The sequence below is a fragment of the Cystobacter fuscus DSM 2262 genome (genome assembly GCF_000335475.2).
GTDB classification, from domain to species: Bacteria; Myxococcota; Myxococcia; order Myxococcales; family Myxococcaceae; genus Cystobacter; species Cystobacter fuscus.
Genome location: NZ_ANAH02000066.1, coordinates 309,090 through 334,077, shown reverse-complemented (window position 1 = coordinate 334,077; position 24,988 = coordinate 309,090). Strand labels below are relative to the sequence as shown.

Below are 24,988 nucleotides of genomic sequence, written 5' to 3'. Positions count from 1 at the left end.
CAGGGGAAGAGGTCAGCGGCCGCGCAGCGCCTGGGAGATGCGGAGGATGTCGGCCAGCACGCCCGAGGCCGTCACCGCGCCGCCCGCGCCCGCGCCGCGCACGACGAGCGGGAAGTCGCTGTGGCGCGTGGTGGTGAAGGACACGAAGGATTCGGAGCCACGCAGGTCCGCCCCGGGCTGGCCGGCCTCCACGGGGGCGGGGCCCACGCGGATGACGGGCGAGCCGGTGCCCACCTTCGACGGATCGATGCGCGCCAGGTAGCGCAGCACCGTGCCAGCACTCCGGCAGCGCGCGACCCGGTCCGCGAAGGCCGCGTCCAGGGCCTTCAGCCCGTGGAGGAACGTGTCCACGGAAGCGCCGGGCCGCGGGTCCTCGGGGACGAAGGGCTCCAGCGCCACGTCGGAGAGGGACAGGGGCAGCCCCAGCTCACGGGCGAGGATGAGCGCCTTGCGCGCCACGTCCGTGCCGCTCAGGTCCTCGCGCGGGTCCGGCTCGGTGAAGCCGCGCTCCCTCGCGGTGCGCACGGCCACGGACAGCGGGACGCCCGCCGTCAGCTCGTTGCAGATGAAGCCCACGCTGCCGGACAGCGACGCGGTGATGAGGCGCACGGTGTCGCCCGTGCGCACGAGGTTGGCCAGCGTGTCGATGACGGGCAGGCTGGACGCCACCGTCGTCTCGTAGTGGTAGGCGACATGGTGGCGCCGGGCCTCGGCGAGCAGCGCCTCCCGGTCATCCCACGGCAGTGCCAGCGGCTTCTTGTTGGCCCCCACCACGTGGATGCCCCGGCGGAAGGCCTCCGTGTAGAGCGCCTCGATGCCGCTCGCGGCGGTACAGTCCACGAGGATGGGCACGGGCAGCCGGCGCAGCTCGTCCAACAGCGGCACCAGCGTGCGCGGCTCCGGGCCCGGCTCCACGCGCGCCAGCCGCTCCTCCAGGCCCTCCAGCGGCAGGCCCGCCGCGTCGAACAGGGCGCGCCGGCTGTCGGCGAGGCCCACGACTCGCAGGGCGATGCCGTGCTTGTCCTGGAGCAGCGCCTGCTGCGCGCGCACCTGCGCCAGGAGCTGGCCGCCCACGGTGCCCCGGCCGAGCAGGAAGAGACTCACCTGCTGGTGCGCCAGGTTGAAGGCCGCGTGCGTGGTGCGCACGGCGATGGCGGTGTCCGCCGCGTCCACGACGCAGGAGATGGAGCGCGAGCTGGCCCCCTGGGCGCTCGCCCGCACGTTGACGCCCACCGCACCCAGCGCGCCGAAGAAGCGCCCCGCCACGTTGGCCCCCTGCCCCATGGCCTCGGCCACCAGCGTCAGCAGCGTCACCGGCTCGCGCAGGGCGAGGGGCTCCACCTCGTGCCGGGCCAGCTCCTGGGCCAGCTCGCTCTCCAGGGCACCCCGGGCGCGGAGCAGGTCCGGCCGGGGGACGACGACGGCGATGGACTGGCCATTGGCCGACTGCGTGGACAGCCACACCGTGACGCTCGCCTCGCGCAGCGCGGCCAGCACGCGCTCGCCGAGCTGGAACTGGTCCGACAGCTTGCGCACCTCGATGCCGAGCAGCGCGAGCTCCTCCCGGGTGGCGATACACGTGGGCCGCTGGCCGTCGCGCGAGCCGATGGCGTCGATGAGCGTGCCCGGGTGGTCCGGGTGCATCGTGTTGCGGATGCGCAGGGAGATGCCCGCCTCGATGAGCGGAATCATCGTGCGCGGGTGCAGCATGCGCACGCCCACGGCGGCCAGCTCCAGCCCCTCGCCGTGGGTGAGGTGCGCCACGGGGTAGGCGTCGCTCACGAGGTCCGGGTCGGCGGTGTGCAGGCCCAGCACGTCCGTCCACACCGTGACTTCCGTCGCGCCGATGCCCTGGGCCACCAGCGCCGCGGTGTAGTCGGAGCCATTGCGCCCCAACGTGGTGGTGCGCCCGTCCGGCGTCGCGGCGATGAAGCCGGGGAGGACGGGCACGGAAGCCCGCCAGCCCGCCACGGCCGCCTGGAGCCGCTCGCGCGTGAGCGCCCCATCCACCCGGGCCGCGCCGAAGCGGTCATCCGTCACCAGCAACTGCCGCGCGTCGCGGAAGGTGGCCTCGGTGCCCGAGGCCGTGAGCAGCTCCGCGAGCAGCGTGGCGGAGACCAGCTCGCCGAAGGAGAGCACCCTGTCGCGCGAGGGCGCCGAGCACTCGCGGGTGAGGGAGATGCCCTGGAGGAGCTGCCGCAGGGGCGCGAGCAGGGAATCCACCCGCGCCGCGAGCGCCGTGGCGCGCGCCGGGTCCAACGCGGCGGCGTTCGTCTTCGCGAGGTGGGCGATGCGCGCCACCACGCTCAGCGCGCCTTCGAGGTCTCCCTGGGTGGCGAGCCCCGCCGCCTCGAGGAGCCAGTCCGTGGTGTCGCCCATGGCCGAGACGACGACGGCGAGGGGCCCCTGTTTCGCGTGTGTACCAATCAGCTCGATGACCTGACGGAGCCGCCGGGGCGAGCCCACGGAGGAACCTCCGAACTTCATGACCTGGAAGGGAGCGCTGCTCATCTGCGAACCTCTGGAGGGCCGCGCGGGCCCGGGAAGACAGTCAAAGGCAGACACGTCCCGCGCGCCGGGCACACGAAGGCCCTTCGCGGCGCACGCGCGCCCACGGCATGAGAGGAATGAGGAGGAGGTGAGGCCCCGGCGGACGCGGACTAGCGTTGGCCGCGGGGCTGGCGCATTCGAGTGGGGCCCGAGCGGAGCTGGCGCATGCTCGTGGCCGAGAGACGACGGCACGGCAGGAGGCGGTCAGCGGCGGCGTTCAGGGATGCGGCACGGGTGGACGGAACCACGGAGGTCCTCTCTCACCGAAGCGAAGGGGTGGCCCCTGCTTCGGACTCTTGGATTGCCCGGGAGGTATTTCTCCTCGAGCCGCATCGTTTGGACACCTTGGAGGTCCGACTCCAGGTTGTCGGGCCACCGCGTGAAGCGGAGGCCGCTCTGGATGCTGAGACAGGAGATAAACGCACAGCGGGCGTCTGTCAATCCCTTACCGTGGGCCCCATCTCACCCATGGCGAGCAGCGCGAGGGTGGATCCACTCACCACCTGGTGACTGGAGCCACCACCCGGCCGGGCGGCACCGTTCAGGGCCCCGCCCTGCTCGGTCCCATGCGGACGCCCTCTTCCTCGCGCGGAGTGTCCTGATTTCAAGGGGTTGCCCCCTGGTCAGGGGGCAAGGTCTGGCATGAGCGCTGCCTGGAACACCTCATGCACCAGGAGGTTGGATGCTGCGCACCAAGAATCCTCTGAATTCGCTCATCCGCACATTCCTGAGGCCGAAGCAGGGGCCCGGGGCGGGATGGACCGCGCAATTCAACCCGCAGCAGGCAGGGGTCGTACGACCGTTCCATGCCCCTCCACCCCAGTTCCACGCCACCGGGTTCAGCAAGCCAGGGCCCGCGCACCAGAACCTCAACGCCCAGTTCCCACGGCCGACGCCACAGCAATTCGCCTCGTATAACGTGTCGGCCCACTCCGTCGGGTACGGACGACCCGGCCTGAACAGCCCGCAGGGAGCTCTCTCCCCTTCGCCGCCACCAAACGCGGCCTTTGCGCCTCAAGGGCAGGCTCCCTCCGTCGGGAATGGAGGTCGCGCCCCGAACAACCCGCCGCCTCTGCCGCCAAGACGGCCGGCCCCGGCGCTCCCTCCTCGACCTCCGCCCTACTCTTCAGCCCCCTCCTTCGGAGCCAATCACGGGGAGTTGGCCGCCTCCGTGCACCACCCGCCGCCTCTTCCTCCAAGGCCCCTTCCAAAGCCTCCTGCTCCCACGTCCTCCCAGTTGCCGCCACCAGGAGCTGGGCTCGCGCATCACGGGCCAGTCCAGGCCGTGGGCTCCAATGCCTCATCCCCTGGGACGAAGTTGGCCTTCCTCAAGCAGCCGATAGACTCTCGGCATCCCGACTCCCGTCTCTGCGCCTTCTTCGCGTTGCATCACTTCACCAATGGAGCAGTCGACAAGACGATGTTCTTCGAGAAGGCGACCAACCATTACCTGACGGCATTCGATCCCTCCGCGGGCGTCACGAAGGAATTGGCGAAGTCACTCGTCGAGGATGGCAATGACCCCTCGGTCTTCCAGTCTTTCAATATGAAACAGGGTGATGTGGCCGCACTCGAAGCGAAGGGAGTCGGCATCATGGCGGCCGGCGGCCATTTCTTCACGGTGCGCAAGGTGCATGGCCAATGGACCAGCTTCGACAGCGCCAATCACCCAGCGCCCAAACCGTATGGTTCCCTCGCCCAGCTCATGAAAGCCGAGGCACGAAACGGTCAGATCTGGGTCGGAGCATGAGGCGCTGGTAGCCCCTCACCTCGGCCCATTCCGCCGAGTGGGCCCGTCCGCGGATGTCAGACGATTCACAGAGGGGGCGGGTGGGAACCGACTCCTTTGACACCTTTCCCAGGACCGCTGGAGGCCCTCTCGGCGCGAACCAGACACTGAGCCGCCCGCTCGGTGGAATGGACAACCCTCCGGGCAGGCCCCTCCCTGGCCCCTCCCGTATCGGCTCCCTACGTTGCGCTCCCCCACCCCTCGGCGGAGGCGTTACGAATGACACGGCGAATCCCTGTTATCACCTGGGCCCTCTCGGCCCTCCTCGCTTGCGGGGGGTGTTTTCCGGAGACGTCCCTGCCGCAGGAGCTATCGGACTCCGCGATGCCCCCGTCCCAGGCGCCCTCCCCCGGGCTCACGTGGGTGACGGTCCCCGCGTCCGACTCACGAATCCAATACATGGGACGGGTGGACGTCTCCGATGCGTCCGCGGTGTTCTCCTACCCGGGAGTCACCACCAAGGTCCGGTTCAAGGGAGACGCGATCGCCTTGTTGTTGAAGGACCGGAGCGCGGGTGACAAGCGGACGACCAATTACTACCAGGTCACGCTCGACGCCCAGCTGCCCATGAAGTTCGCCGTCCACGGGGACCAGGCGGTGTATGAGATGGGCTGGAGCCTGGCGCCGGGCGAGCACACCCTCGAGCTCGTCAAGCTGACGGAGAGCGAGGTCGGCACCAGCGAGTTGCAAGGCTTCAAGGTCCACGGAGAGCTCCTGGACCCTCCGGCCCGCCCGGCCCTGAAGCTCGAATTCATCGGGGACTCCATCACCTGCGGCTACGGGAATGAGGCGTCCATCCTGGAAGCCGACAACCCGACGACGGGCTTCCACTCCATCAACCAGAACATCACCCGCTCCCATGGCTGGCTCACCGCGCGCAACCTCGGCGCCGAGCTGATGACGGTCTGCTATTCGGGCCGGGGGATGTACCGCAACAACACCGGAGACACGGCGGGAACGCTCCCTCAACTCCACGACCGCGTCCTTCCCAGGCAGGCCACGCCGCGTTGGGACTTCACGCGCTACACGCCCTCCATCGTGGTGCTCAACCTGGGCACGAACGACTTCGCCCCGGGCACACCCGACGCCGCCCGGTTCACCGCGGCCTACCAGGACTTCGTCGCCCGTCTCCGCGGCTACTATCCCAAGGCGAGGATCATCTGCGCCGTGGGCCCCATCATGAACGACTGGTACCCCTCCGGGCAGAAGCACTGGAGCAAGATCCAGGACTGGGTCTCCTCGGTGGTGAAGGACTTCAACGCCCGGGGAGACTCCCGCGTCCACTACCTCGCCTATACCCCGCAGCAAGGACCCTATGGTGAGGACTGGCATCCCTCGGCCGCGACCCAGGAGGCCATGGCCACCCGGCTGACGGACTTCATCCGCTCGCTGAAATGAGCGCGAGCTCGCCCCCGGGCCGTGGCCAGGTCTCCCACCGCGCCACGGCGGGGCCTCAGCGGGTGACGAGCGTCCCGACGCCCTTGTCGGTGAAGAGCTCGGCGATGAGGCTGTGCGGCACTCGCCCGTCGATGAAATGCACGCGCTCCACACCGCCGCCGCACAACGTCTTCAGGGCCATCCTCGCGCGTGTCCGCATGCCACCGGCGAACGCACCGGCCGCGAGGTGGGCCTCCAACTGCGAGGCCGTGAACTCACTGAGGAGCTCCTCGCCGCGGAGGATGCCCGGCGCGTCGTGCAGGTAGATGAGCTTGTGCGCCTTGATGGCACTGGCCACCTCGGCGGCCACCGCCTCCGAGCCCAGCTCGTACGTCTGCCCATCCTCGCCCAACCCCACCGGGGAGATGATGGGCACGTACCCCTGGCCCAGCAACATCTCCAGGAGCTCGGAGTTGACGCGCGTCACCTCGCCCACGTGCTCCTTGGAGTGCTCGTCGTCACTCGGAATCCGCCGCGCCCGCAGCAGCGCGCCGTCCTTGCCGGACAGGCCCACCGCCCGGTCTCCCAGGTTGTTGAAGAGGGTGACGAGTTCCGCCCCACCCACGTGCACGATGAGGGGCCGCAGACCCGCCGAGCGCAAAAGCTCGATGTCGCGGCAGAAGGCCTGCTTGAGCGACTCCTTCACCAGGGTCGCGCCGCCGCAATGGATGACGCAGCGCTTGCCGCGGAAGCGCGAGATGTACGAGAGCGACTCGACGAGCAACGTCGTCTTGAAGGCGGGACCGTATCTGGCCAGGCGCTCGTCCTTGCCCGCACCACCGTCCGGCCTGGACTCGATGAGCGAGCCGTGGTCCGAGTTGAGCCTCACGGAGTCGTACGAGAGATCGCACCCCCAGGCCACGGACGAGCCCTCGCCCCCCGTGAGGTGGACCTCGACACGGATCTCCGGCTCGCGCATGCGCGCCTTGAGCCGCACCGGATCATACGGCCGCGGCTCGCCCTGGTAGACGGAGATGCCCTGGATGCGGACGTGGGCCGAGTAGGGATCCACGGCGTAGCCCCGCGTACCGGCGCGCGCGCCCACGGTGGCCAGCACCCGGCCCCAGTTGGGATCGGCCCCGAAGACGGCGGCCTTCACCAGGGTGGAGCCCGCCACGGCGCGCGCCAGATCCTGGGCGATGGAATGGACTGGCGCGCCCGTCACCTCCACTTGCAGCAATTTGGTGGCGCCCTCGCCATCCGAGGCGATCTCCCGCGCCATCTCCTGGCACAGGTCCGAGAGCGTGGCGGTGAAGACCTTCAGCTCCGGCCCTGGGTCCGAGATGAACGGGTTGCCGGCCCGGCCGTTGGCGAGCGCATACACGGTGTCGTTGGGGCTCATGTCCCCGTCCACCGTCAGGCTGTTGAAGGAGGTGGACACCGCCTCGCGCAGGGCGGTCGCGAGCACTCCCGGATGGATGGCGCAGTCCGTGGTGATGACGGCGATCACCGTGGCCAACGACGGGTGCATCATCCCGGAGCCCTTGAAGATGGCACGGAGCGTCACCTCCCGGCCGCCGATGCGCACCAGGCGCCACGCCTGCTTGGCGCGCGTGTCGGTGCTCATGATGGCCTCGGCGGCGGCGTCGGGCTCGGAGCACAGGGCCTCCTCGAGCGCGCCGAGCACTGTCACCACCTTGGACACGGGCAACGGATGGCCAATCACCCCCGTGGAGGCGGTGAGCACGGCGGACGGAGGCACACGGAGGGTACGGCCCAGCGCCTCGCGCAGGGTGAGCACGGCCAGCATCCCAGCGGGGCCGGTGAGGGCATTGGCATTACCCGAGTTGACGAGCACGGCCTGGATGCCCGAGGCGGGCAGGCGGAGCTCGGCATCCTGGACAGAGGCGGCCCGGGCCTTGTTGGCGGTGAAGCAGCCGGCAGCCGAGCAAGGCGTGTCGCTGTAGACGAGCGCCACGTCCTTGCGCTGAGGCTTGAGGCCCGCGTGGATGCCGGAGAAGGAGAAGCCGAGCGGTACCTTCACGGATTGCAACCCCTCCGCAACCGCGGCTATCGCGCGGCCAAGGACGTCATCGGGCCGCCCGCTCGGGTTCGAGGTGCTCGGGTGCGGCGACCGGGCCACGGGCAGGCGAAGCGCCGACGTCCTCGCACGGGTGGGCCTGCTCCAGCAATTCCACCACCCGGTAGGAAGGCTTGGGTTGCGCGTAGCGCACCGGGGCAATGACCATGGCCAGGTTCATGCGCACCAGCATGTCCGCGCCCGTGTGCCGCGCATTCCACTGTCGGCACAGGTAGCGCGCGAGGTCCCTGCGCATCGCCGCGTATTCGATGACGTGGTAGCTCGTGATGTTCTTCGGATTCCAGGTGGGATACCAGTTCATCAACGTCAGGTATTGGCGCCAGCGGAACCCGCCTATCGACTGGATGAGGTCCTTCGGCTGCTCGAACGAGAGCGCGTCTCCCGTGAAGACGTTGATCTCGCGACCGCTCGCGAGCACGCCAGGCGCGACATCCCAACCGTCGCTCTGCTCGAAGACACGCGGATCGGAGAACATCCGGTAGATGTTCTTCATCTTCAGGAAGCTCAACGTCTTGTCCACGAGCACGGGCGGCGACCGGGGCGTGGAGAAGTATCCGTAATTTCCAATCTTGTAATAGTAATGTGTCGCGTGGAGGGCGAGGAGAACGGCGACCAGGCCGTTGTTGATGGAGACGAAGACCCGGCCCGGTGCGAGCGCGAGATCGTGGGACACGGCCTCCTCGGAAGGGGGCGCCCGCCACCACGCCCCGCGGGACAGCGCCGGCAGGAACCGATCCCAGAACCAGGGGGGCAGGAATCCGAGGTATGCCACCGCCGCGAGGAATGGGAGTTGGTGCAGGTCGAGGCCAATGCCAAAGGACGTGAACATGGCGCAGATGATGGCCACGGCGAGCGTGCGCACCCCACCGTTCTTCCAGGGGAAGAAGAGAACGACCGGCGAGACGAGCTCAATCCAAGGCACGGCGTAGGTGACGACCTCGAGAAGCGTGAGATGCTCGAGGGTCCAGTCGAGCCAGTGGGACGTGTAGCGGATGGAGGAGAGCGTGAGATAGAGCGCTTTCCCGTCGAGCCACCGATCGCCAGCGGCGAACTTCGAAATGCCCGTGTTGCAAAGGAAGACGGTGAACAGCAGGAAGAACGCATGGGCACTGAGTCCGCGGTAGCGAGGAGCGGGCATCGCCCTCCCCCGCCCTCGCCAGGCATCCACGGAGAACCAGGCTCCCCAGGGAAGGCAGATGCCCGAGAGCAACAACAGGGTGAGGACATAATCGCCGGGGTAGTCCCCCGCGAAGAAACGGTTCTGCACGGACACGTAGAGCATCCAGCACAGTGGCGTCACGAGCCTGGTGGCGAACCCCACCATGAGCAGGAGGCCGAGCACCAGGAACAAGGCGCTGAGTCCGATCTGGTAGGCCAGGCTTCCACTGAGCGTGTGCAGCGAGAACCACCCGAAATACTCCACGAGGGCTCTCGCCGTCTCCGTGGAGATGACTCCCGCTTGCGTGTAATGCGCCTCGAGGTCTCGCGCCCGGTAGAGGACATCGAAGACCACACCGGCCCCCGTGAGGATGCGCACCACCGCGAGCGACCTCAAATCCGCTGTGAACGTCTCCCGGAGGCGCTCCCGAAAACTCACTTGTCCCGTCATGTTCCAATCCGTTGTTCCGTGGGCACCACGCGCTTCACTGGACCCTTCGAACCGCGCAGGAGGAGGCCGACCCCCGCGAGCGTGACACCGGCTCCCACGACGAAACGCCCCGTGATGGGCTCCCCGAGCAGGAGTGCTCCCGCCATGCTGCTGAGCACCGGAATGGTGAGCGTGAACGGTGAGGTCGTGCTCACCGGATATTTCACGATGAGGCGATACCAGATGACGTAGGCGAGGAGACCGACGCACAGGACCTGGTAGGCCAGCGAGACCCACCCGAGCGCACTCATCATCCGCAACGCTCGAAGCTGCCCATGCTCGAACACGAGCGACAGCGCGAGCAACTGGGGCGCCGACAGGAGGCTCATCCACGCGTTGATGGAGAAAGAGTCGAGGGGACCCGGCTTCTGCATGCCCTTGAGTTGCAGGTAGCTCACCGCCCACATCACCGCGGACAGGACGATGAGGAAGGCATGGCCCCGGTTCGCCGAGGTTCGTGGCTCGCCGAGCAGGAGCAACGCCCCGAGAAAGGCGAGGCTCGCGCCCCCCAGCCACGACCAGCCCGGCCGCTCCCGGAGGAGCAGGAAGGAAAGGATGGCGGCGAAGGGCACCTGGAGTTGCACCAGCACGGCGCCGGTGGCGGCATCGACGCGAGTCAGTCCCAGGTAGACGAGGCCGAAGTGCAACGTGCCAAACACCACGGACAGACCGAACAACCGTGGAAGGTGTCGGCGCGGCGTCCTCGCGAAGGGCACCGCCAGCACGCCGACCAGAAAGAAGCGGATGGCGAGCAGCGAGAAGGGCGGCAGCTCCAGAAGCCCCAACTTCGCGAAGGCGTAATTGAACCCCCAAATCGCCATGACGAGCAGCACCAGCGCGCGATCCCCGAGTGTCATGCGGCCTTTCTCACTTCCGCGCCTTGGACGCCCGCCGCCGCACGTCCACGGTCTCGCCAGCCACGGACCAGTCCGTTTCGGGAAGCTCGTGCAGGAGGATGCGCGTCTGCTCCGGCGGCTTCTCGAGGCTCTTGGAGATCGCCTCCGTCACGGAGCGGAAGAGCTCCTTGCGCTGCCCCTCGTCCTCGAGGGGCGGTGTCACGTAGATGTGCACGAGAGGCATGGTGCTCACTCCTCGCGGACGCAGATGAAACACGTGTTCTGGCTCGTCACCTGGAGGTGTCCCTCGCGCGCGAGCGTCTCGCTCATCAACTCCCCCACCGCCGCCGCGAGCACCTCCGCATCGACTCCCGCCGCCACGGCGTTCTTGAACCTCATCGTGTGGCGATAGTGATGGAGCAGCACCTCCACCGAGGGAAAGCGCATGGTCCCATCGTAGCGCTCCCGAGACATCACCCGGAATCGCTCCCGCAGGTAGCGCGGGGCATTCTCCTCACAGAAACGGTCCGTTCCCGTCGGCTTGAACAGGGGGCCGTCGATGTCATGACCGAGCCGCAGCAGCGCCCTGTCCTGCCAGTCGATGAGCTCGTGAAGCCACCGGAAGGCGGGCACCACGCTGACGAGGCGGCCACCTGGCTTGAGCACCCGCGCGAGCTCGCCGATGGCCTTCGGGATCGACTCCACGTGGTAGAGAACGTAGTTGCAGAGGACGACATCGAAGGTCTCGGCTGGATGGGGGAGCTCCTCGATCCCCGCGACGCTCACCTCGATCGCGAGCTGCCGGCCGCGCGCTTCCGTGCGGACCGCGTCGACCATGGCGGCGGAGAGATCCAGGGCCGTGACCACGGACCCCGCGGGGGACCGCTCGGCAGCCGCGAGCGCGAACCGTCCGAGGCCACATCCCGCATCCAGGATGGCACTCCGCCCCTCCAACGGAATCTTCCCGAGCACCCACTCCACGACGCTGGTGGGGTTCACCCGGTACTCGTCCCACCCGGAGGAGCGAACCTTGTAATCATCGGTCGACCCGTAGTTATGGGTCAACAGGTGGGCCTTGTCCGTGTAAGCGAGCGTGTGTGGCTGCATGGTCTTCACCCATCGAGTGGCTTGAGAATCGCCATCATGTGGCCGTCCACATGAACACCGTCACGGATGGCGTTGCGTCGCTTGGTCCCTTCATGGACGAACCCCACCTTTTCATAGAGGTGGATGGCCGCGGGGTTGTCGACGTAGACCTCGAGTTCGATGCGCTGGAGGTCGAGGTACTGGAATCCGACGTGGATGGCCTTGTCGAGCAACATGCGTCCGACGCCCTGGCCCGCCGCGTCGTCGTGGATGGCCATGACCAGGGAGGCGATTCGACGCCAGCGTCCATGACCCCAATCCAGATAGAGATAGCCGAGGACGTGGCCGTCTCGAGCCCGGGTGGCGATGAACCAGTGCCGGTTCTCCTCACCGAGGGCCTTTTCCGCGGTGAGTTCGCTCGTGCACGGCATCACCGTCGTGCCCCAGATGACCTTGGGCTTCGACATGATCTCGTAGAGCGCCAAGGCATCGGAACGCCTCGCACCGCGGATGATGACGTCCACTCCGGCCGCGCCGGCGCCCTCGCCCATGGCGCTCACCTGTACCTGCCGGACACGAGCCGCGCCTCGACCTCGCGGTAGTAGCGGGTCGCCACGTCACAGCGGGTCAAGACACCGCGGCAGATCTCCTCCATCAGCAGGGGGCTCCGCTGCGTGAGGGGAAGGAGGACGTGATCGAACCATTGCGAGCCGTGATCATGGTCCACCCCGACGTGGAGGGATTGATAGGCGATCACATCCTTCGGGACTCCGAGGCGGACGCAGCCATCCACCATGGCCTGGAAGCGCTGGGAGGCGGTCTGTTCGAGCACGCCGAGGGCACCGATGAGCCGGGGGGCATGGCGCCGGCTCAACCCGTACATGAGGAGCTGGTTGGCGTTGGTGAAGATCTCGGGGAATTCGATATCACTCGGGGTGATGCCCTTCGCCTGGAGTTGCTCCCGCATCCAGGTGACCGAGGTGTTGAACATCGTCGTATGGACGAAGCGTGGGTTGCCGTGACCCATCTCGTCCCAGTAATTGTCACCAATGGTGAGCTTGACCTTGCCAGACGTCCCGAGCTGGGCGAGCGCCATCAGATCATCGAACTTGCTATCCACCTTCTCCTCGACGATGAAGAACATGGCCATTTCGGACAGGGAGGCCTGTTCCGCCAGGTAGGAGGTGAAACTGGCGGTCGCCGCGGAGTGCCGCTGGACGTGACTGAAATACCAGTCCTTGAACCGCGCACTCGACGAGGGAAGCTCGAAGCCGACACTGCGCGCATCGAGGTGGCGGAGCCAGGCGTCCTCCAGTTCATGGATCTCCCGCATGCTCGAGAGCGACGGAGTCTCGAGGAAGCACTCGGGCTCCGCGAGCAACGAGGTGTAATGCCGGTGCAAACGTTGCTGAAGGGAGAGTCCTTCCAGCGCGTCGATTCTTGATTCGATCTGCATGGGCGTGAGGTCCAGGGGAAGTGACAACTACCCTGACACAGGACACCCCGGAGACCCTGGCGCTCCGTGCCCAGGAGGAAGCGTGCACGGTAGGTGTCAACCGGGTTGTCACCCCAGGCTCGGTCTGGCCCCCAGGAGCACGGGACCCACGGGAAACCAATCGCGAATACGTCCCGACCACCGCGTGGGGTGCAGTCCGCGCGCACATTCATATAACGTGCGCCGCCGCGAAAGGATGATATGGTCTTGACCGGAGTAACGCTCCTCTGGCGTCACGAAACAGAGAGCGCTGTGCCGGTGCTGGTGGTTATACCAGGAGGAGAACCACTCCAACCAGGCACGCGCTTCGTGCGGCGAGCGGAATGGATGCTCGGGAAAAGCCGGGTGATTCTTGAGGGTTCGAAACAGCGCCTCCGAGAAGGAGTTGTCGTCATGAACATGCGGGCGGCTGTAGGAGGGGATGATGCCGAGCTCTCGCAGGGTCGAGAGGGTGATGGCGCCCCGCATGGGACCTCCGTTGTCCGAGTGGAGGATCAACCCACGGGGGTCGATGGTATTGGCTTCACAGGTGCGCCGGATGAAGGCCGCGGCGCGTTGCGTGGACTCCACCTCATGAATCTCCCAGCCCATGATCCGGCGGCTGAAGACGTCCATGATGAGGTAGAGGTAGAGATAGGCTCCCCGTGTGGGACACTTGAGATAGGTGATGTCCCAGCTCCAGGCCCGGTTGGGCGCGTTGATGAGGAGCGGCGTGAGTCCGGGGGCCGTGGAATCACCGCCGTGAGCGCAACGGGACCACCGGGGTCCGGCTCGAAGAAGCCGGTACATCGTGGATTCGGACGCGAGATAGAGGCCCTCGTCCGCCATCTTCGGAACGAGTTGCCGGGGAGACAGCGCGCGATGCTCCTCGGAATGCAGGATCGCCAGGAGTCTCTCTCGCTCCGAGTCGGAGAGACGGTTGACGGGGCTGCGCACGCCTCGCCGCCGGTCTCCAACCTCTCGCGAGGCCCTCCAGCGCTGCACGGTGCGGAGGGAAACGCCCAACAAGGAGCCAATCCTTTTCAGGGGGACACCTGTCCGGATCAAACCGTCCACCCGGAGCAATATCCGCTGGCGCTCCTCCCTGCCGTGCCATTGCCCCCGCCGCCCCAGCTCCGTGCCGGACCGCTTCAGCAACAAGAGCGCTTCCGCCTCGGCCAGCTTCTTCTGGGTCCGTTTCAATTCGCGCTCGAGTCGCTGAATGCGCTCTACGTACGAGGAGCGCCGCCTCGGCCGTCTTCCGGCTTTTTTCCTGTCTCCAGCCTCCTCGATGTTCACCTCGTGCACGTCACTCAACTCCTTGCCAGGGCATGACATGACCAACCGTATTCGAATCGCCGTGCTCGGAGCTTCAGGCTACACCGGAGCGGATCTCGTCCGTCTGGCACTGGGCCACCCACGGATGGAGATCACCGCGCTGTCCGCCAACGCGAAGGCAGGACAGACGATGGCGGACATCTGGCCGCACTTCTTCCCTCATCCCAGGCTGCCCACCCTGGTGCGTGCCGAAGAGATCCCTTGGGACGGCATCGACGCGGTGTTCGGCTGCCTGCCACACGCGGCCTCGGCCGGAATCCTGAGTGGCGTGCGCGGTCCACGCATCATCGACCTGTCCGCCGATTTCCGCCTGCGCGATGCCTCGGTCTACGCGGAGTGGTACGGCAATGCCCATCCAGCCCCCACCCTGCTGGATGAAGCCGTCTACGGACTGACCGAGTTCGCGCGCGGTGCCCTCCGCGATGCGCGGTTGGTCTCCTGTCCTGGCTGTTACCCGACCGCGGCCCTGCTCGCGCTGCTGCCACTGGTCGAGGCGGGCGTGGTCGGAACAGAGCGGATCACCATCCATGCGCTCTCGGGCGTATCAGGCGCGGGCCGCGGCCTGAAAGACACCCACCTGTTCGCCGAACTCGCCGAGGCCACCCACGCCTACGCTGTCGGCAGACATCGCCACATGCCCGAGATCGAGCAGGAACTGTCGCGCCGCGTCCATCGGCCCGTGCGGATCAGCTTCACGCCACACCTGGTCCCCATGAACCGCGGCGAACTCGAGACGATCACCGTCGAGCTCATGAAGGGTGTCACCGCCACGGACCTTCGCACCGTCTTGCAACGGCGCTACGCCGATGAACCCTTCGTCCACCTGTTGCCGGTGGGCGTGGCTCCGAGCACTCGCATGGTGCGCGGCTCGAACCACTGTGTGCTCAACGTCTTCGAGGATCGCGTGCCCGGCCGTGCCATCGTCATTGTCGCCATCGACAATCTCGTGAAGGGCTCGAGCGGACAGGCCATCCAGAACATGAATCGCATGTTCGGATGGGCCGAAACCCTGGGCCTCGAGGCGGCCCCCCTGTTTCCCTGAGCCGGCGGGGCGCGGCGAGCACGCGCGCCCCCGGCTCACCCACCTTGAACTGGTACCCGAAGTCATCAACGAGAAGGGGAAGAGGAAACCCATGAAGGAACTGGCGACGACGCCCCCAGGGCATGACGTCATCCTGTTCGACGGGCACTGCCGTCTGTGCCTCGGGGCCGCGAAGCAATTCGAGCGCTTGCTGGGAGGGGGTGGCTCGGAGCTGCGCTCGTTCCGGGAGGAGGGGGTGCTGGCCGCGTTCCCGGGCATCTCGCTCGAGCGGTGCGAGCAGAAGATGCAGCTCGTCCAGGCAGACGGGCGGGTCTTCGAAGGGGCCGAGGCCGTGGTGCGGGCGCTGGGGCGCGGACGGCTCGGCAGGCTGCTCTACGTCTACTACGTGCCTGGACTGCGGCAGGTGGCGGATTGGCTCTACGGCCTCATCGCCCGCCATCGCTTCCGCATCGCGGGGAAGACCTGCACGGACGGCACGTGCTCCATTCACCTGAAACGAGGCAAGCCATGAGGTTCCCCAGGAGAAGCCATGCCCCCTCGGCAGGAGGAGGCGCGGCTTGAAGGGCCGGGTGGCTTCTCGTGGCGTCGGCGGAAGTCGAACCGCGTAGACTCGCGGGGGTGAGCGAGTACGTCACCCATCGCGGCGTCCTGCCAGGACAGGCGCTGGAGTCCCTGCGCGGCGCCCTGCTCTCCTCGCGCTTCGTGGCGAGAAGTCCCCTGATGGGCACCTTCCAGGGCAGCCGCGGCTTCGCCGTCATCTTCACGGAGACGGGACGGGCCACGCTCGAGGAGCGCTTCCCCTTCCTGCGCGACTACCTGGCCCAGGTGATGGAACCCCGAAGCTGGCGAGGGCTCCTTCCGTGGCGCGAGCGGCTGCTCGGCCCCAGGCCCGAGCGGCGCCGCCCCAATGCCTTCTACCTGAACCTGCTGTTGCTCGAGGCGGGCCGGGGTGTGGGCCGGCACATCGACGCGACCCTGCAGGAGCCCAGCGGCGTGCCCGGAGCGACGCCCGAGCACGTGAGCGTGCTCTACCTGAACGTGCCCGAGGGCGCGAAGGGAGGCGCGCTGGTGCTCTCCCGGGGACAGCTCGCGCTGGGCGGGGTGCGCCCGCGGCCGGGCATGCTGGTGCACTTCCGGGGCGACCTGACGCACGAGGTCCAGCCCTTCACCGGCGGCCCCGAGGGCGAGCTCCGGGCGAGCCTCGTGTGCGAGCAATACGCGTTCGCTCCCGAGGCACTGGCTCGGCTGCCCGCGTTCCGCATCCAATCCAAGGCGGGCTTCTCCGCGTACCTGGAGGAGCACCGCGCCCGGGGAGCGTGAGGCCCGGAAAAGAAAAAACCCCGTGGACTCATCGTCCACGGGGCTTCGTCTTCAGAGTTGCGGGGGCAGGATTTGAACCTGCGACCTTCGGGTTATGAGCCCGACGAGCTACCAGGCTGCTCCACCCCGCGATACCGTTTGCTGCCTTTGTTGCGCTTCTCTTTGTCAGACACCAGAGACCCTGTCACCTTTTTTCGACAGGGTCTCTGGCCTGTCAAGTTGCGGGGGCAGGATTTGAACCTGCGACCTTCGGGTTATGAGCCCGACGAGCTACCAGGCTGCTCCACCCCGCGGCGAAGTGAGAGGCTTAGTACCGCCCTCCCCCTGGACCGTCAACTCTTTTAATCGAACGCCGGGAGACACGTCTGGGATTCCGCGTGTCTCCCGAGCGCTCGGGGCACGAACTACTTGCCCAGCTTCTGCTTGAAGAGGTCGGCGAACGTACCGAGCCCCTTCTTGCCGCCACCCACGGGCTGCTGGGTCTTCGTCCAGGCCTCGACCTCGGCGCGCTCCTCGGCGCGCTCGGCGGCGGTGATGGACAGGCGGATCTTCCCGGAGGCGTCGATGTCCACCAGGGCCACCTTCAGCTCCTGGCCGAGCGAGAACTTCTTGCGCAGGTCCGTGCCGCGCTCGGTGCCCGTCTCGGCGGCGGGGATGAGCCCCTTGCCGCCCGGGAACGCGAGGAACACGCCGTAGGGCTCGATGCGGTCCACCTTGCCCACCACCACCTGGCCCACCTTGGGGCGCGGCGCCGCGGGCTCGGCCGGCTTCTTCTCCTCGGTGGCGGCGGCGACGGGGCGCTCCTCGGCGGGGCGCTGGGCCTCCTCCTCGGAGATGCGGCGCAGACCGATGCGCTTGTCGTTCGCGTCGATCTTCTCCACCTGCACCCAGATGACCTCGCCCTCCTTCACCGCGTCGCGCGGGTGCGCGATGCGGCGCTCGGACAGCGCGGAGATGTGCACGAGGCCGTCCACGCCCGGGCGCAGCTCCACGAAGGCGCCGAAGGGCTGCAACCGCACCACCTTGCCCTGCAGCCGGTCGCCTTCCTTGAGCTCCGCGATCGCCGTCTTGAAGGGATCCTCCTGGCGGGCGCGCATGGAGAGGGTGATGCGCTCCTTCTGCTTGGACTTGTCCGGCGAGTTGGGCTGGCCGGGCTCCATGCGGAGGATCTCCACCTCCACTTCCTCGCCCTGCTTCACCACGTCGCTCGGGTGGGCCACGCGCATGTAGGACATCTCGGAGACGGGAATCATCCCCTCCACGCCGCCCAGGTCCACGAAGGCGCCGAAGTCACGCACGCCGGTGACCTTGCCCTTGACGACCTTGCCCACTTCCAGCGTCTGGCGCGTCTTGGCGGCCAGCTGCTTCTGCTCGTCCTCGAGCAGCGAGCGGCGCGAGAGCACCACGTTGCGGTCGCGCACCTCGGTGACGCGGAAGGTGAGCTTCTCGCCGATGAACGCGTCCGGCTTCTCCACGAAGCGGATGTCCAGCTGGCTGATGGGGCAGAAGGCGCGCACGTCGCCGATCGCCACCTCCACGCCACCCTTGTTCACGCTGAGCACCATGCCCTCCACGGGCATGCCGGAGGAGCGGGCCTCGGCGAGCATCGCCATGTTGGCGCTGCCCTTGGCCAGCGCGCGGCTGAGCAGGATGCCCCGAGCGCCCGCCTCGATGACGTGCGCCTCGATGGTGTCGCCCACGCCGTAGCGCAGGACGCCCTCGTCGTCCTTGAGCTCGCGCAGCTCGATCATCGCCTCGCTCTTGGCGTTGGACAGCGTCACGAAGGCCGTGTCCGCGCCGAGCTGGAAGATGGTGCCGGAGACCTTCTCGCCCACGCGCACCGCGCGCCGGCCCGGCATGCCGCCATCCTTCTGCTGCGCCTCGAACATCTCCGCGAAGGACTTGTCCTCGGGGACCTCCTCGTAGAGCGCGCTGGAGGGCGCGGGCACCACGGGCGCCTTGGGCGTCACGGGCACCGGCGCCGGAGCGGCCGAGGCCTCGGGAGCCGTCTCGGCGGTGGGCTCGGACGACGCCGCCGGGGCCGGGGTCACCGGTCCGCGCGTCTCCACCGCGCCCGAGGCGCGCTTGACCACCACCATGGGGCCGGACTGGCGCTCGCCACCGCCACCCCCGCGGCCTCCCCCGCGCTCACCGCGCGGACGGCGCTCCTCGCGGGGCGCGCCCTGGGGCTTGCCTCCCGCCTCGCCCGTGGGCTTGGGGGCAGCCGCCTCGCGCTCGCCACGCGGGCGATCCGAACGGCGGTCCTTATCGCCGCGGCCACCGCGCTCCTCGCGCTCGCCGCCACGACCCGCGGGAATGCCGAGCATCACGTCACCAAAGGTGGCCTTGGGCTTCTTGGGGCCAAAGCCCCCTGCCCCATCGCCGCCACCAGAACCCACGGAACCGTTCTTCTCGTCGCTCACTGCGGGGACCTTCCTGAACGAAATCGAAATCCAGCGTGGGGGGACCATGCCCCCCCGCTGGGGGAAAAAGGCGGCGCACTCTACACACGCGCCGTGTCTGGACGGAAGACGCATCTGGTCATCTTCCGCACTCCGGCCTTGAATCCCCCCATAACGCGGCCGGACACGACGTCCATCCCCCCGCGCGCCGCGAGGGGCCCGCCCGCCTGCTCCGCACCCGTCCCCGGGCTCCAGGCGAGCCGAGCGAGGCCTAGGCGGCTCGTTTGCGCCGCAACACCCTCTGGAGCACCGCCTTCGCCTCGGGGACGCCCAGGGCGCTGGTGAGGGCGAAGTAGACGAGGCCGAAGGGCAGCACCACCAGGGGGAAGACGAGCACCGGGTGCAGGTGGGGCGGAGGCAGGACGTTCCCTCCCCACTCCGCCAGGGCCCGAGGGGAGGGCCCCAGCAGGTGGGTCAGCGCCACCTTGATGCCCAGGCCCGTCAGGCCCGCCGCGATCGCCGCCCCCCATAGCTTCGCCATCCCCGCGGGCGGGGGCACGGGGCCAATCTTCGCGCCGAGCGAGCGCCGCAACATCTGCGCCTCGAACCAGGCCATCAACCCTCCGGACAGGGGGAGGAAGGCCGTGCCCAGGTGGGTGGGCAGGCCGAGCAGCTCCGGCAGCCGCAGCGCCAGGAGCCAGGCCAGGGCGGCGCCCAGCACCACGCGCAACGTGGCGAAGCGCAGGGGCGTGCGCGTGTCCTTGAGGGCATAGAAGGTCGAGGCGTACAGGCGCCCGAGTGCCGAGGCGACGAGACCCACCGAGGAGCCCATCAGCACGTACCAGAGGTAGCGCGTGTCCGCGGCGGTGAGCTGGCCCGTCTGCAGGAGGGCTCCCGCCACCACGTCCCCGATGAAGAGCAGCGCCGCCGCCGAGGGCACCACGAAGAAGGCGACGCGGCGCGCTCCGGCCTCCAGTCGCGCACGCACCTTGTCCGCCACGGCCTCGCCCGCCCCGGCCGCGCGGGACATCTCCGGCAGCTCCGCCGCGGAGATCGCCATGCCGAAGAGGCTCACCGGGATGAGGTAGAGGGTCTGCGCGTAGGTGAGCGTGGACAGTGCCCGGGGGGCCACGAGCGAGGCGTAGGACGTGTCGACGTAGGCGCTGATCTGCACCACGCCGCGGCTGAGCACCACCGTGCTGAAGCTGCGCAGCACCTGGCGCACGGACTCACTCGCCGTGGACAGGTGGGGCCGGAAGTGCCCGAGCACCCGGAGCACCGAGGGCACCTGCACGAGGAACTGCAGGGCGCAGCCCACCACCACGCCGTAGGAGAGCACCACCACCAGGGACTCCTCGGGCAGCTCGCTCATCCCCGCGCCCACCAGCGTGGTGATGATGGCCAGGTTCCACACCACGGGCGCCAGATAGGACAGGAGGAACTTGCGGTGGCTGTTGAGCACGCCCAGGCACCACGCGGACATCACCAGCAGGCCCGTGCCGGGAAAGAGGATGCGCACCAGCCGGATGGTCACCCGCCGCGCCTCTCCCTCGAAGCCCAGGGCGATGGTGTCCACGAGCAGCGGCGTGGCCAGCAGGCCCAGCGCCACCAGCACCCCCGTGACCAGCGCGAGCAAGCCGAACACCGCGCCCGCCACCCGATCCGCCTCCTTCTCGTCTCCCTTGCCCAACAGCCCCGAGTACACGGGGATGAACGAGCCGGACAGCACCCCCTCGCCAAAGAGGTTCTGCAGGAAGTTGGGAATGCGCATCGCGGCCTTGAACACGTCGGCCGCTACTCCGTTGCCCAGGTAGTGCGCGAAGAAACGCTCGCGCACCAGGCCCACCAGCCTCGAGGCCAGGATGCCCGCGGCGACGAACAACGCGCCGCTGCCCTTGGTGGCACGCCCCTGTACTGCGGGACGAGGAGGGGGAGAGGAGACGGGGGCTTCGGGGCCAGGAGTGGGAACGGTCAAGGGGAGCGCACTCTATGTCGGCGCCTTCACGGGCTTGAAGCCCGAACTCCCTCGCTCCCCCGGGTTTCCCTTGACGCTCACCCCAACGGACCGCGATGGTCGACCGCCTCGCGTCGGCCCCCCGGCCCGGCGCCGCGACCTCCCATGCCGAAAGTATTGGTCATCGACGACGAGACGAACCTCCGCAAGGTGCTCGCCGCCATGCTGCGCCGGGACGGCTTCGACGTCACCGTCGCGGCCGATGGTGAGCAGGGCCTCGCCGAGTTCCACAAGAACGGCGCCGACATCGTGGTGACCGACCTCGTCATGCCCAAGGCCGGCGGCATGGAGGTCCTGCGCGCCGTCAACGCCGCCAACCCCGACGTGCCCGTCATCATCATCACCGCGCACGGCACCGTGGACTCCGCCGTCGAGGCCATCAAGGCGGGCGCCTTCGACTACGTCACCAAGCCCTTCGATCAATCCGAGCTGTCGGCCGCCATCGCCAAGGCCGCCAAGGCCCACGTCGTCGCCCAGCGCTCGGTGCGCGCCGACGCCAAGGCCCGCGCCGCCATCATCGGCCAGTCGCCCCAGCTCCAGGAGGTCTTCAAGATCATCGACAAGGTGGCGGACACCCCCTCCACCGTCCTCATCACCGGCGAGAGCGGCACGGGCAAGGAGCTCATCGCCTCCGCGCTGCATGGTGCCTCCAGCCGCCGGGACAAGCCGTTCATCAAGATCAACTGCGCCGCCATCCCCCACAACCTCCTGGAGTCCGAGCTCTTCGGCTACGAGCGCGGGGCCTTCACCGGCGCCGTCACCTCCAAGCCCGGCCGCTTCGAGCTGGCCGACGGGGGCACGCTCTTCCTCGACGAGATCGGCGAGATCCCCGTGGAGATGCAGGTGAAGCTCCTGCGCGCGCTCCAGGAGGGCGAGTTCGAGCGCGTGGGCGGCATCAAGACGACGCGCGTGGACGTGCGCCTCATCGCCGCCACCAACCGCGACCTGCAGGCGGAGATCGAGGCCGGACGCTTCCGCAAGGACTTGTACTACCGGCTCGCGGTGGTGCCCGTCACCCTGCCCGCCCTGCGCGAGCGCCGGGGCGACATCCACATGCTCGCGGGGCACTTCGTGGAGAAGTACAACCGCAAGCTCAACAAGAAGATCGAGGGCATCGCCGACGACGCGCTCACCCTGCTGCAGGCCTACAACTGGCCCGGCAACATCCGCGAGCTGGAGAACCTCATCGAGCGCGTGCTGCTCTTCGCCGATGGGCCGCTCATCACCGCGAAGGATCTGCCCGAGCCGGTGCGCCATGCCTCCACTCCAGTGCTCGCCTCCCCGGCCGCTGTCGCGGAGACGTCTCCGGGCGAGGGGGGCCTCAAGGACATCGTCCGCATGAAGGCGGCCGAGTTGGAGAAGGATCTCATCACCAAGGCCCTGGAGGAGACGGGCGGCAACGTCACCCGGGCGGCTCGACTGCTGCAAATCAGCCGGAAGTCCCTTCAAACGAAGATGAAGGAATTTGGCCTGCGCGACACGACCGCCCAAGATGGGCATGACGGCGCCGACGACTGAGACCCGTGGCGAAATATCGCCGCGACACCAACGGTTCCGGTCCCCGCGCCACCCCCCCCCTCACCCTATGGGAGCCTGAATGCGGCCGCCTCTTCCCACCCTTGGACCTCAACCGAAGAAAAGCCCCCTGGGGCCGGTGATAGGTCTCTCATTGCTTCTGGGTCTGTGCACCGGAGGCGTGTGGTGGTGGAAGCACCGGCCCGCCTCGCCGCCCTCGGCCGAGGCTGGAAACACCCCCGAGAAGGCCGGGTCCGAGGATCCCGCGAAGGCCGGGGTGCTCGCCGCCACTCCGTCTTCAACCAACCCCGACGTGCCTCCCCTGGCGCCCACCGCCGTGGAGCCGGTGCCCACCACCCCCCCCCGGGGCGCGGTGCCCGCCGTCCCCGGCGAGCTGTCACACGCCGCCATCCGCGTGGAGGGCCCGTTGGAGACGGCCGTCGTCGCGGCCGCCGGCGCCGCCGTGGGCCCCGCGCTCGCCCAGGTGGTGACGCGCACGTTGGTGTGGTGGGTGGACGTGCCGGGAGACATCCGCCGCGGGGACACCCTGGACGTGCTCTATGAGGTGCGCTCCAACGAGGAGCCCCTCGTGCACGCGGTGCGCTTCACCAGCGGCAAGACGGGCCAGACGCACCGCGCCTACCGCTTCCAGGCCGCGAGCGACAAGAACGCCCGCTACTACCTGCCGAGCGGCGAGGAGCTGGAGCTGCGCCTGGTGAATTCGCCCCTGGACGACTACGAGCAGGTGACGTCGCTCCTGCGCGACGGCCGCAAGCACAAGGGCGTGGACTTCAAGACGCCCGTGGGCACGCCCATCAAGGCGCCCTTCACCGGCATTGTCCGGCGCAAGAACTGGGGCTTCCGCTTCAACGGCAACTGCATCGACCTCGAGGAGGTGGGCGGCAAGCGCCGCCACGCCCTCTTCCTGCACATGGACGAGCTGCCGCGCTCGCTCAAGGTGGGAGACCGCATCGCGGTGGGCAGCGTGCTGGGCCGCAGCGGCAACAGCGGCCGCTCCTTCGCGCCCCACCTGCACTACCAGCTCGAGGCCGCCGACGAGCGCATCCTGGACCCCTACGAGAACCACCGCACCTACCGGCGCTCGCTCCCGGCGTCCCAGCGCGCCTCCTTCGAGACCGAGATGCGCCGGCAGGACGGGCTGCTCGGGGCCACGGCGATGGCCGGCTCGGGCGGCGCGGGCAATTGACCGCATCCGTTTCTTGACACCCCCGTGCCCGGCGGCTAGCGTCCCCGAAATTTCTCAACATTTCCCGGGGGTTAGGCGGTTGGGTGTGCTTGCCGGGGGTGTGATTAACGGAGGTCGGATGTCCAGGCTTCGCGCCGTTGCCGCCGTCCTGACGCTGGGGGTGCCCTTCGCCGCCTCGGCGGCGGACATCACCCGCGTCGCTTCTTCCTTCGAGGATGATGATCCCTTCGGGCTCTTCATCGACGCGGGCATCGAGTACGCCCAGCGCAACTCGAGGATCGTTCGCGAGACGTCCGTCGCCACTTCCGACGGCAAAGCCACGCCCGTGCTCCGCGATGCGTTGACGTACGGGCGATACGAGGCCCGGCTGAACCTCGACCTGGCGGTGGGTATCTCCCGGGACGTGGAGTTCTCCTTCGGATTGCCGCTAGTGCTCCTGCAGGACGAGCATTGGAACACCCCGGCCAACGAAGCCGAAAACAGAGCGTACCGCTGGGGCCTAGGTAACGCGCGTTTCGGGCTCGGATGGGCCATCTTCAATCAGCGCAAGGACGACACGAAGCCCATGTGGGTGGCCCGCCTCGACTACGAGGCACCCACAGCTCCGGCGTTCGATCCGAGCTTCGACACCGCGGCGACCAACCGCACGACGGTCGGGGATCGGGTGCACAAGTACACGCTGTCCACGGCGCTCTCGCGGAAGATCGGCCTGGCCGAGCCCTACTTCAAGGTGGCCTACACCATCCCGGTCCGCGGCCCGTTCGCCTACTCCAACTGCGACAACCCAGGCGTGGGCATGGGCGCCCCAGAGAATTGTGGCGAGCCCGGGTGGAGCCGAGGAGAGACCGGCATCCAGGCACCGCACGTGGTGGGCGTGACGATGGGCTCGGAGTTCCAGGTTGGAGGCCGGTCCGCGCGCATGCTCAAGCTGGACGCGCGCGTCGTGACCAACTTCGTGTCCGCGGGCCGCTACTACAACGAGCTGAGCGGTGTGCTGGGCAAGCTGCTCTCCTCTTCGGAGTACCTCCAACTGGGAGGACAGCTCGGCGCGACGTTCCAGCTCAACGAGTACATCTCGTTCCGCGGCACGGCCTCGTTCCTCTACAACACCGACCACGCCCTCACGGCCGAGCCCGAGGGCCGGGACGCGAACGACGATGGCCGGGCGGACTCCGCTGACGACCGGAATCCCAACTTCGAGCCCACCTGGGATCAGCCCGGGGGGCGCTTCTACGCTGTCGGGAGCAGGGATCTGCGCTTCAACGCGACGATCAACTTCACCTTCTGAG

General features: G+C 68.2%; 19 protein-coding genes, 2 tRNA genes and 1 riboswitch. Of the genes, 8 read left to right on the top strand and 13 right to left on the bottom strand.

All coding sequences use genetic code 11. The annotated features are described in order from the left end of the window. Positions 1-12: 12 nt before the first annotated feature. Entirely contained in the window at positions 13-2,511 is a 2,499-nt protein-coding gene (gene thrA, locus D187_RS41995; RefSeq protein ID WP_002625275.1) for a bifunctional aspartate kinase/homoserine dehydrogenase I, read from the bottom strand. Between the two features lie 326 nt (positions 2,512-2,837). Next, positions 2,838-2,959: riboswitch (SAM-I-IV-variant riboswitch) on the bottom strand. Between the two features lie 909 nt (positions 2,960-3,868). Here thrA and D187_RS41990 point away from each other — a divergent pair. Then, the gene (locus tag D187_RS41990; protein ID WP_043434246.1) at positions 3,869-4,300 is read left to right on the top strand and encodes a hypothetical protein; all 432 of its coding nucleotides are present in this window, start codon (positions 3,869-3,871) and stop codon (positions 4,298-4,300) included. A gap of 363 nt (positions 4,301-4,663) precedes the next feature. After that, positions 4,664-5,737 carry an SGNH/GDSL hydrolase family protein gene (locus D187_RS41985; protein ID WP_043434245.1) on the top strand — a complete coding sequence of 358 codons (1,074 nt, stop codon included), beginning with the start codon at positions 4,664-4,666 and terminating at the stop codon, positions 5,735-5,737. A 55-nt stretch (positions 5,738-5,792) separates the two neighbouring features. On the opposite strand, the gene argJ is transcribed toward D187_RS41985, so the two are convergent. From argJ to D187_RS41945, 8 genes are all read right to left on the bottom strand, one after another. Beyond that, positions 5,793-7,760 (bottom strand): bifunctional glutamate N-acetyltransferase/amino-acid acetyltransferase ArgJ, encoded by a 1,968-nt coding sequence (gene argJ / locus D187_RS41980; protein WP_002625278.1) that lies wholly within the window; start codon positions 7,758-7,760, stop codon positions 5,793-5,795. Between the two features lie 46 nt (positions 7,761-7,806). Then, on the bottom strand, positions 7,807-9,372 hold the full coding sequence (locus D187_RS41975; RefSeq protein WP_155893967.1) for an HTTM domain-containing protein: 1,566 nt from the start codon (positions 9,370-9,372) through the stop codon (positions 7,807-7,809). Positions 9,373-9,422: 50 nt separating this feature from the next. Further along, positions 9,423-10,322: a DMT family transporter gene (locus D187_RS41970; RefSeq protein ID WP_002625280.1), complete on the bottom strand. Its 900-nt coding sequence runs from the start codon at positions 10,320-10,322 to the stop codon at positions 9,423-9,425. 10 nt (positions 10,323-10,332) lie between these two features. Beyond that, a complete protein-coding gene (locus D187_RS41965) occupies positions 10,333-10,545 on the bottom strand; it encodes a tautomerase family protein (RefSeq protein WP_002625281.1) in 213 nt (70 codons plus the stop codon). Between the two features lie 5 nt (positions 10,546-10,550). Continuing rightward, positions 10,551-11,408 (bottom strand): class I SAM-dependent methyltransferase, encoded by an 858-nt coding sequence (locus tag D187_RS51200; protein WP_155893966.1) that lies wholly within the window; start codon positions 11,406-11,408, stop codon positions 10,551-10,553. Positions 11,409-11,413: 5 nt separating this feature from the next. After that, positions 11,414-11,938 carry a GNAT family N-acetyltransferase gene (locus tag D187_RS41955; protein WP_002625283.1) on the bottom strand — a complete coding sequence of 175 codons (525 nt, stop codon included), beginning with the start codon at positions 11,936-11,938 and terminating at the stop codon, positions 11,414-11,416. Between the two features lie 5 nt (positions 11,939-11,943). Then, positions 11,944-12,843 carry an iron-containing redox enzyme family protein gene (locus D187_RS41950; RefSeq protein ID WP_002625284.1) on the bottom strand — a complete coding sequence of 300 codons (900 nt, stop codon included), beginning with the start codon at positions 12,841-12,843 and terminating at the stop codon, positions 11,944-11,946. A 108-nt stretch (positions 12,844-12,951) separates the two neighbouring features. Next, on the bottom strand, positions 12,952-14,199 hold the full coding sequence (locus D187_RS41945) for an IS3 family transposase (protein WP_002625285.1): 1,248 nt from the start codon (positions 14,197-14,199) through the stop codon (positions 12,952-12,954). Between D187_RS41945 and argC the strand changes: the two genes are divergently transcribed. From argC to D187_RS41930, 3 genes are all read left to right on the top strand, one after another. Then, positions 14,153-15,241, top strand: a complete 1,089-nt coding sequence (gene argC / locus D187_RS41940; protein WP_438356977.1) for an N-acetyl-gamma-glutamyl-phosphate reductase — start codon at positions 14,153-14,155, stop codon at positions 15,239-15,241. The two genes, D187_RS41945 and argC, sit on opposite strands and share 47 nt — an antisense overlap. Before the next feature lie 91 nt (positions 15,242-15,332). Beyond that, on the top strand, positions 15,333-15,752 hold the full coding sequence (locus D187_RS41935) for a thiol-disulfide oxidoreductase DCC family protein (protein ID WP_002625287.1): 420 nt from the start codon (positions 15,333-15,335) through the stop codon (positions 15,750-15,752). Positions 15,753-15,859: 107 nt separating this feature from the next. Continuing rightward, positions 15,860-16,561: a 2OG-Fe(II) oxygenase gene (locus D187_RS41930; protein ID WP_002625288.1), complete on the top strand. Its 702-nt coding sequence runs from the start codon at positions 15,860-15,862 to the stop codon at positions 16,559-16,561. 57 nt (positions 16,562-16,618) lie between these two features. On the opposite strand, the gene D187_RS41925 is transcribed toward D187_RS41930, so the two are convergent. From D187_RS41925 to murJ, 4 genes are all read right to left on the bottom strand, one after another. Continuing rightward, positions 16,619-16,692 (bottom strand) — tRNA-Met (locus tag D187_RS41925). 88 nt (positions 16,693-16,780) lie between these two features. Beyond that, a tRNA-Met gene (locus D187_RS41920) sits at positions 16,781-16,854 on the bottom strand. Between the two features lie 111 nt (positions 16,855-16,965). Then, entirely contained in the window at positions 16,966-18,984 is a 2,019-nt protein-coding gene (locus tag D187_RS41915) for a S1 RNA-binding domain-containing protein (RefSeq protein ID WP_002625289.1), read from the bottom strand. Positions 18,985-19,234: 250 nt separating this feature from the next. Next, positions 19,235-20,938 (bottom strand): murein biosynthesis integral membrane protein MurJ, encoded by a 1,704-nt coding sequence (gene murJ, locus D187_RS41910; protein ID WP_002625290.1) that lies wholly within the window; start codon positions 20,936-20,938, stop codon positions 19,235-19,237. Between the two features lie 144 nt (positions 20,939-21,082). Here murJ and D187_RS41905 point away from each other — a divergent pair, with 144 nt between their 5' ends. The 3 genes from D187_RS41905 (at position 21,083) to D187_RS41895 (ending at position 24,987) form a co-directional block, all read left to right on the top strand. Then, positions 21,083-22,495 carry a sigma-54-dependent transcriptional regulator gene (locus D187_RS41905; protein WP_043434239.1) on the top strand — a complete coding sequence of 471 codons (1,413 nt, stop codon included), beginning with the start codon at positions 21,083-21,085 and terminating at the stop codon, positions 22,493-22,495. A gap of 178 nt (positions 22,496-22,673) precedes the next feature. Next, positions 22,674-23,699, top strand: coding sequence for a M23 family metallopeptidase (locus tag D187_RS41900; protein ID WP_002625292.1), 1,026 nt, complete (start codon positions 22,674-22,676; stop codon positions 23,697-23,699). A 118-nt stretch (positions 23,700-23,817) separates the two neighbouring features. Continuing rightward, the gene (locus D187_RS41895; RefSeq protein ID WP_002625293.1) at positions 23,818-24,987 is read left to right on the top strand and encodes a hypothetical protein; all 1,170 of its coding nucleotides are present in this window, start codon (positions 23,818-23,820) and stop codon (positions 24,985-24,987) included. Position 24,988 lies beyond the last annotated feature (1 nt).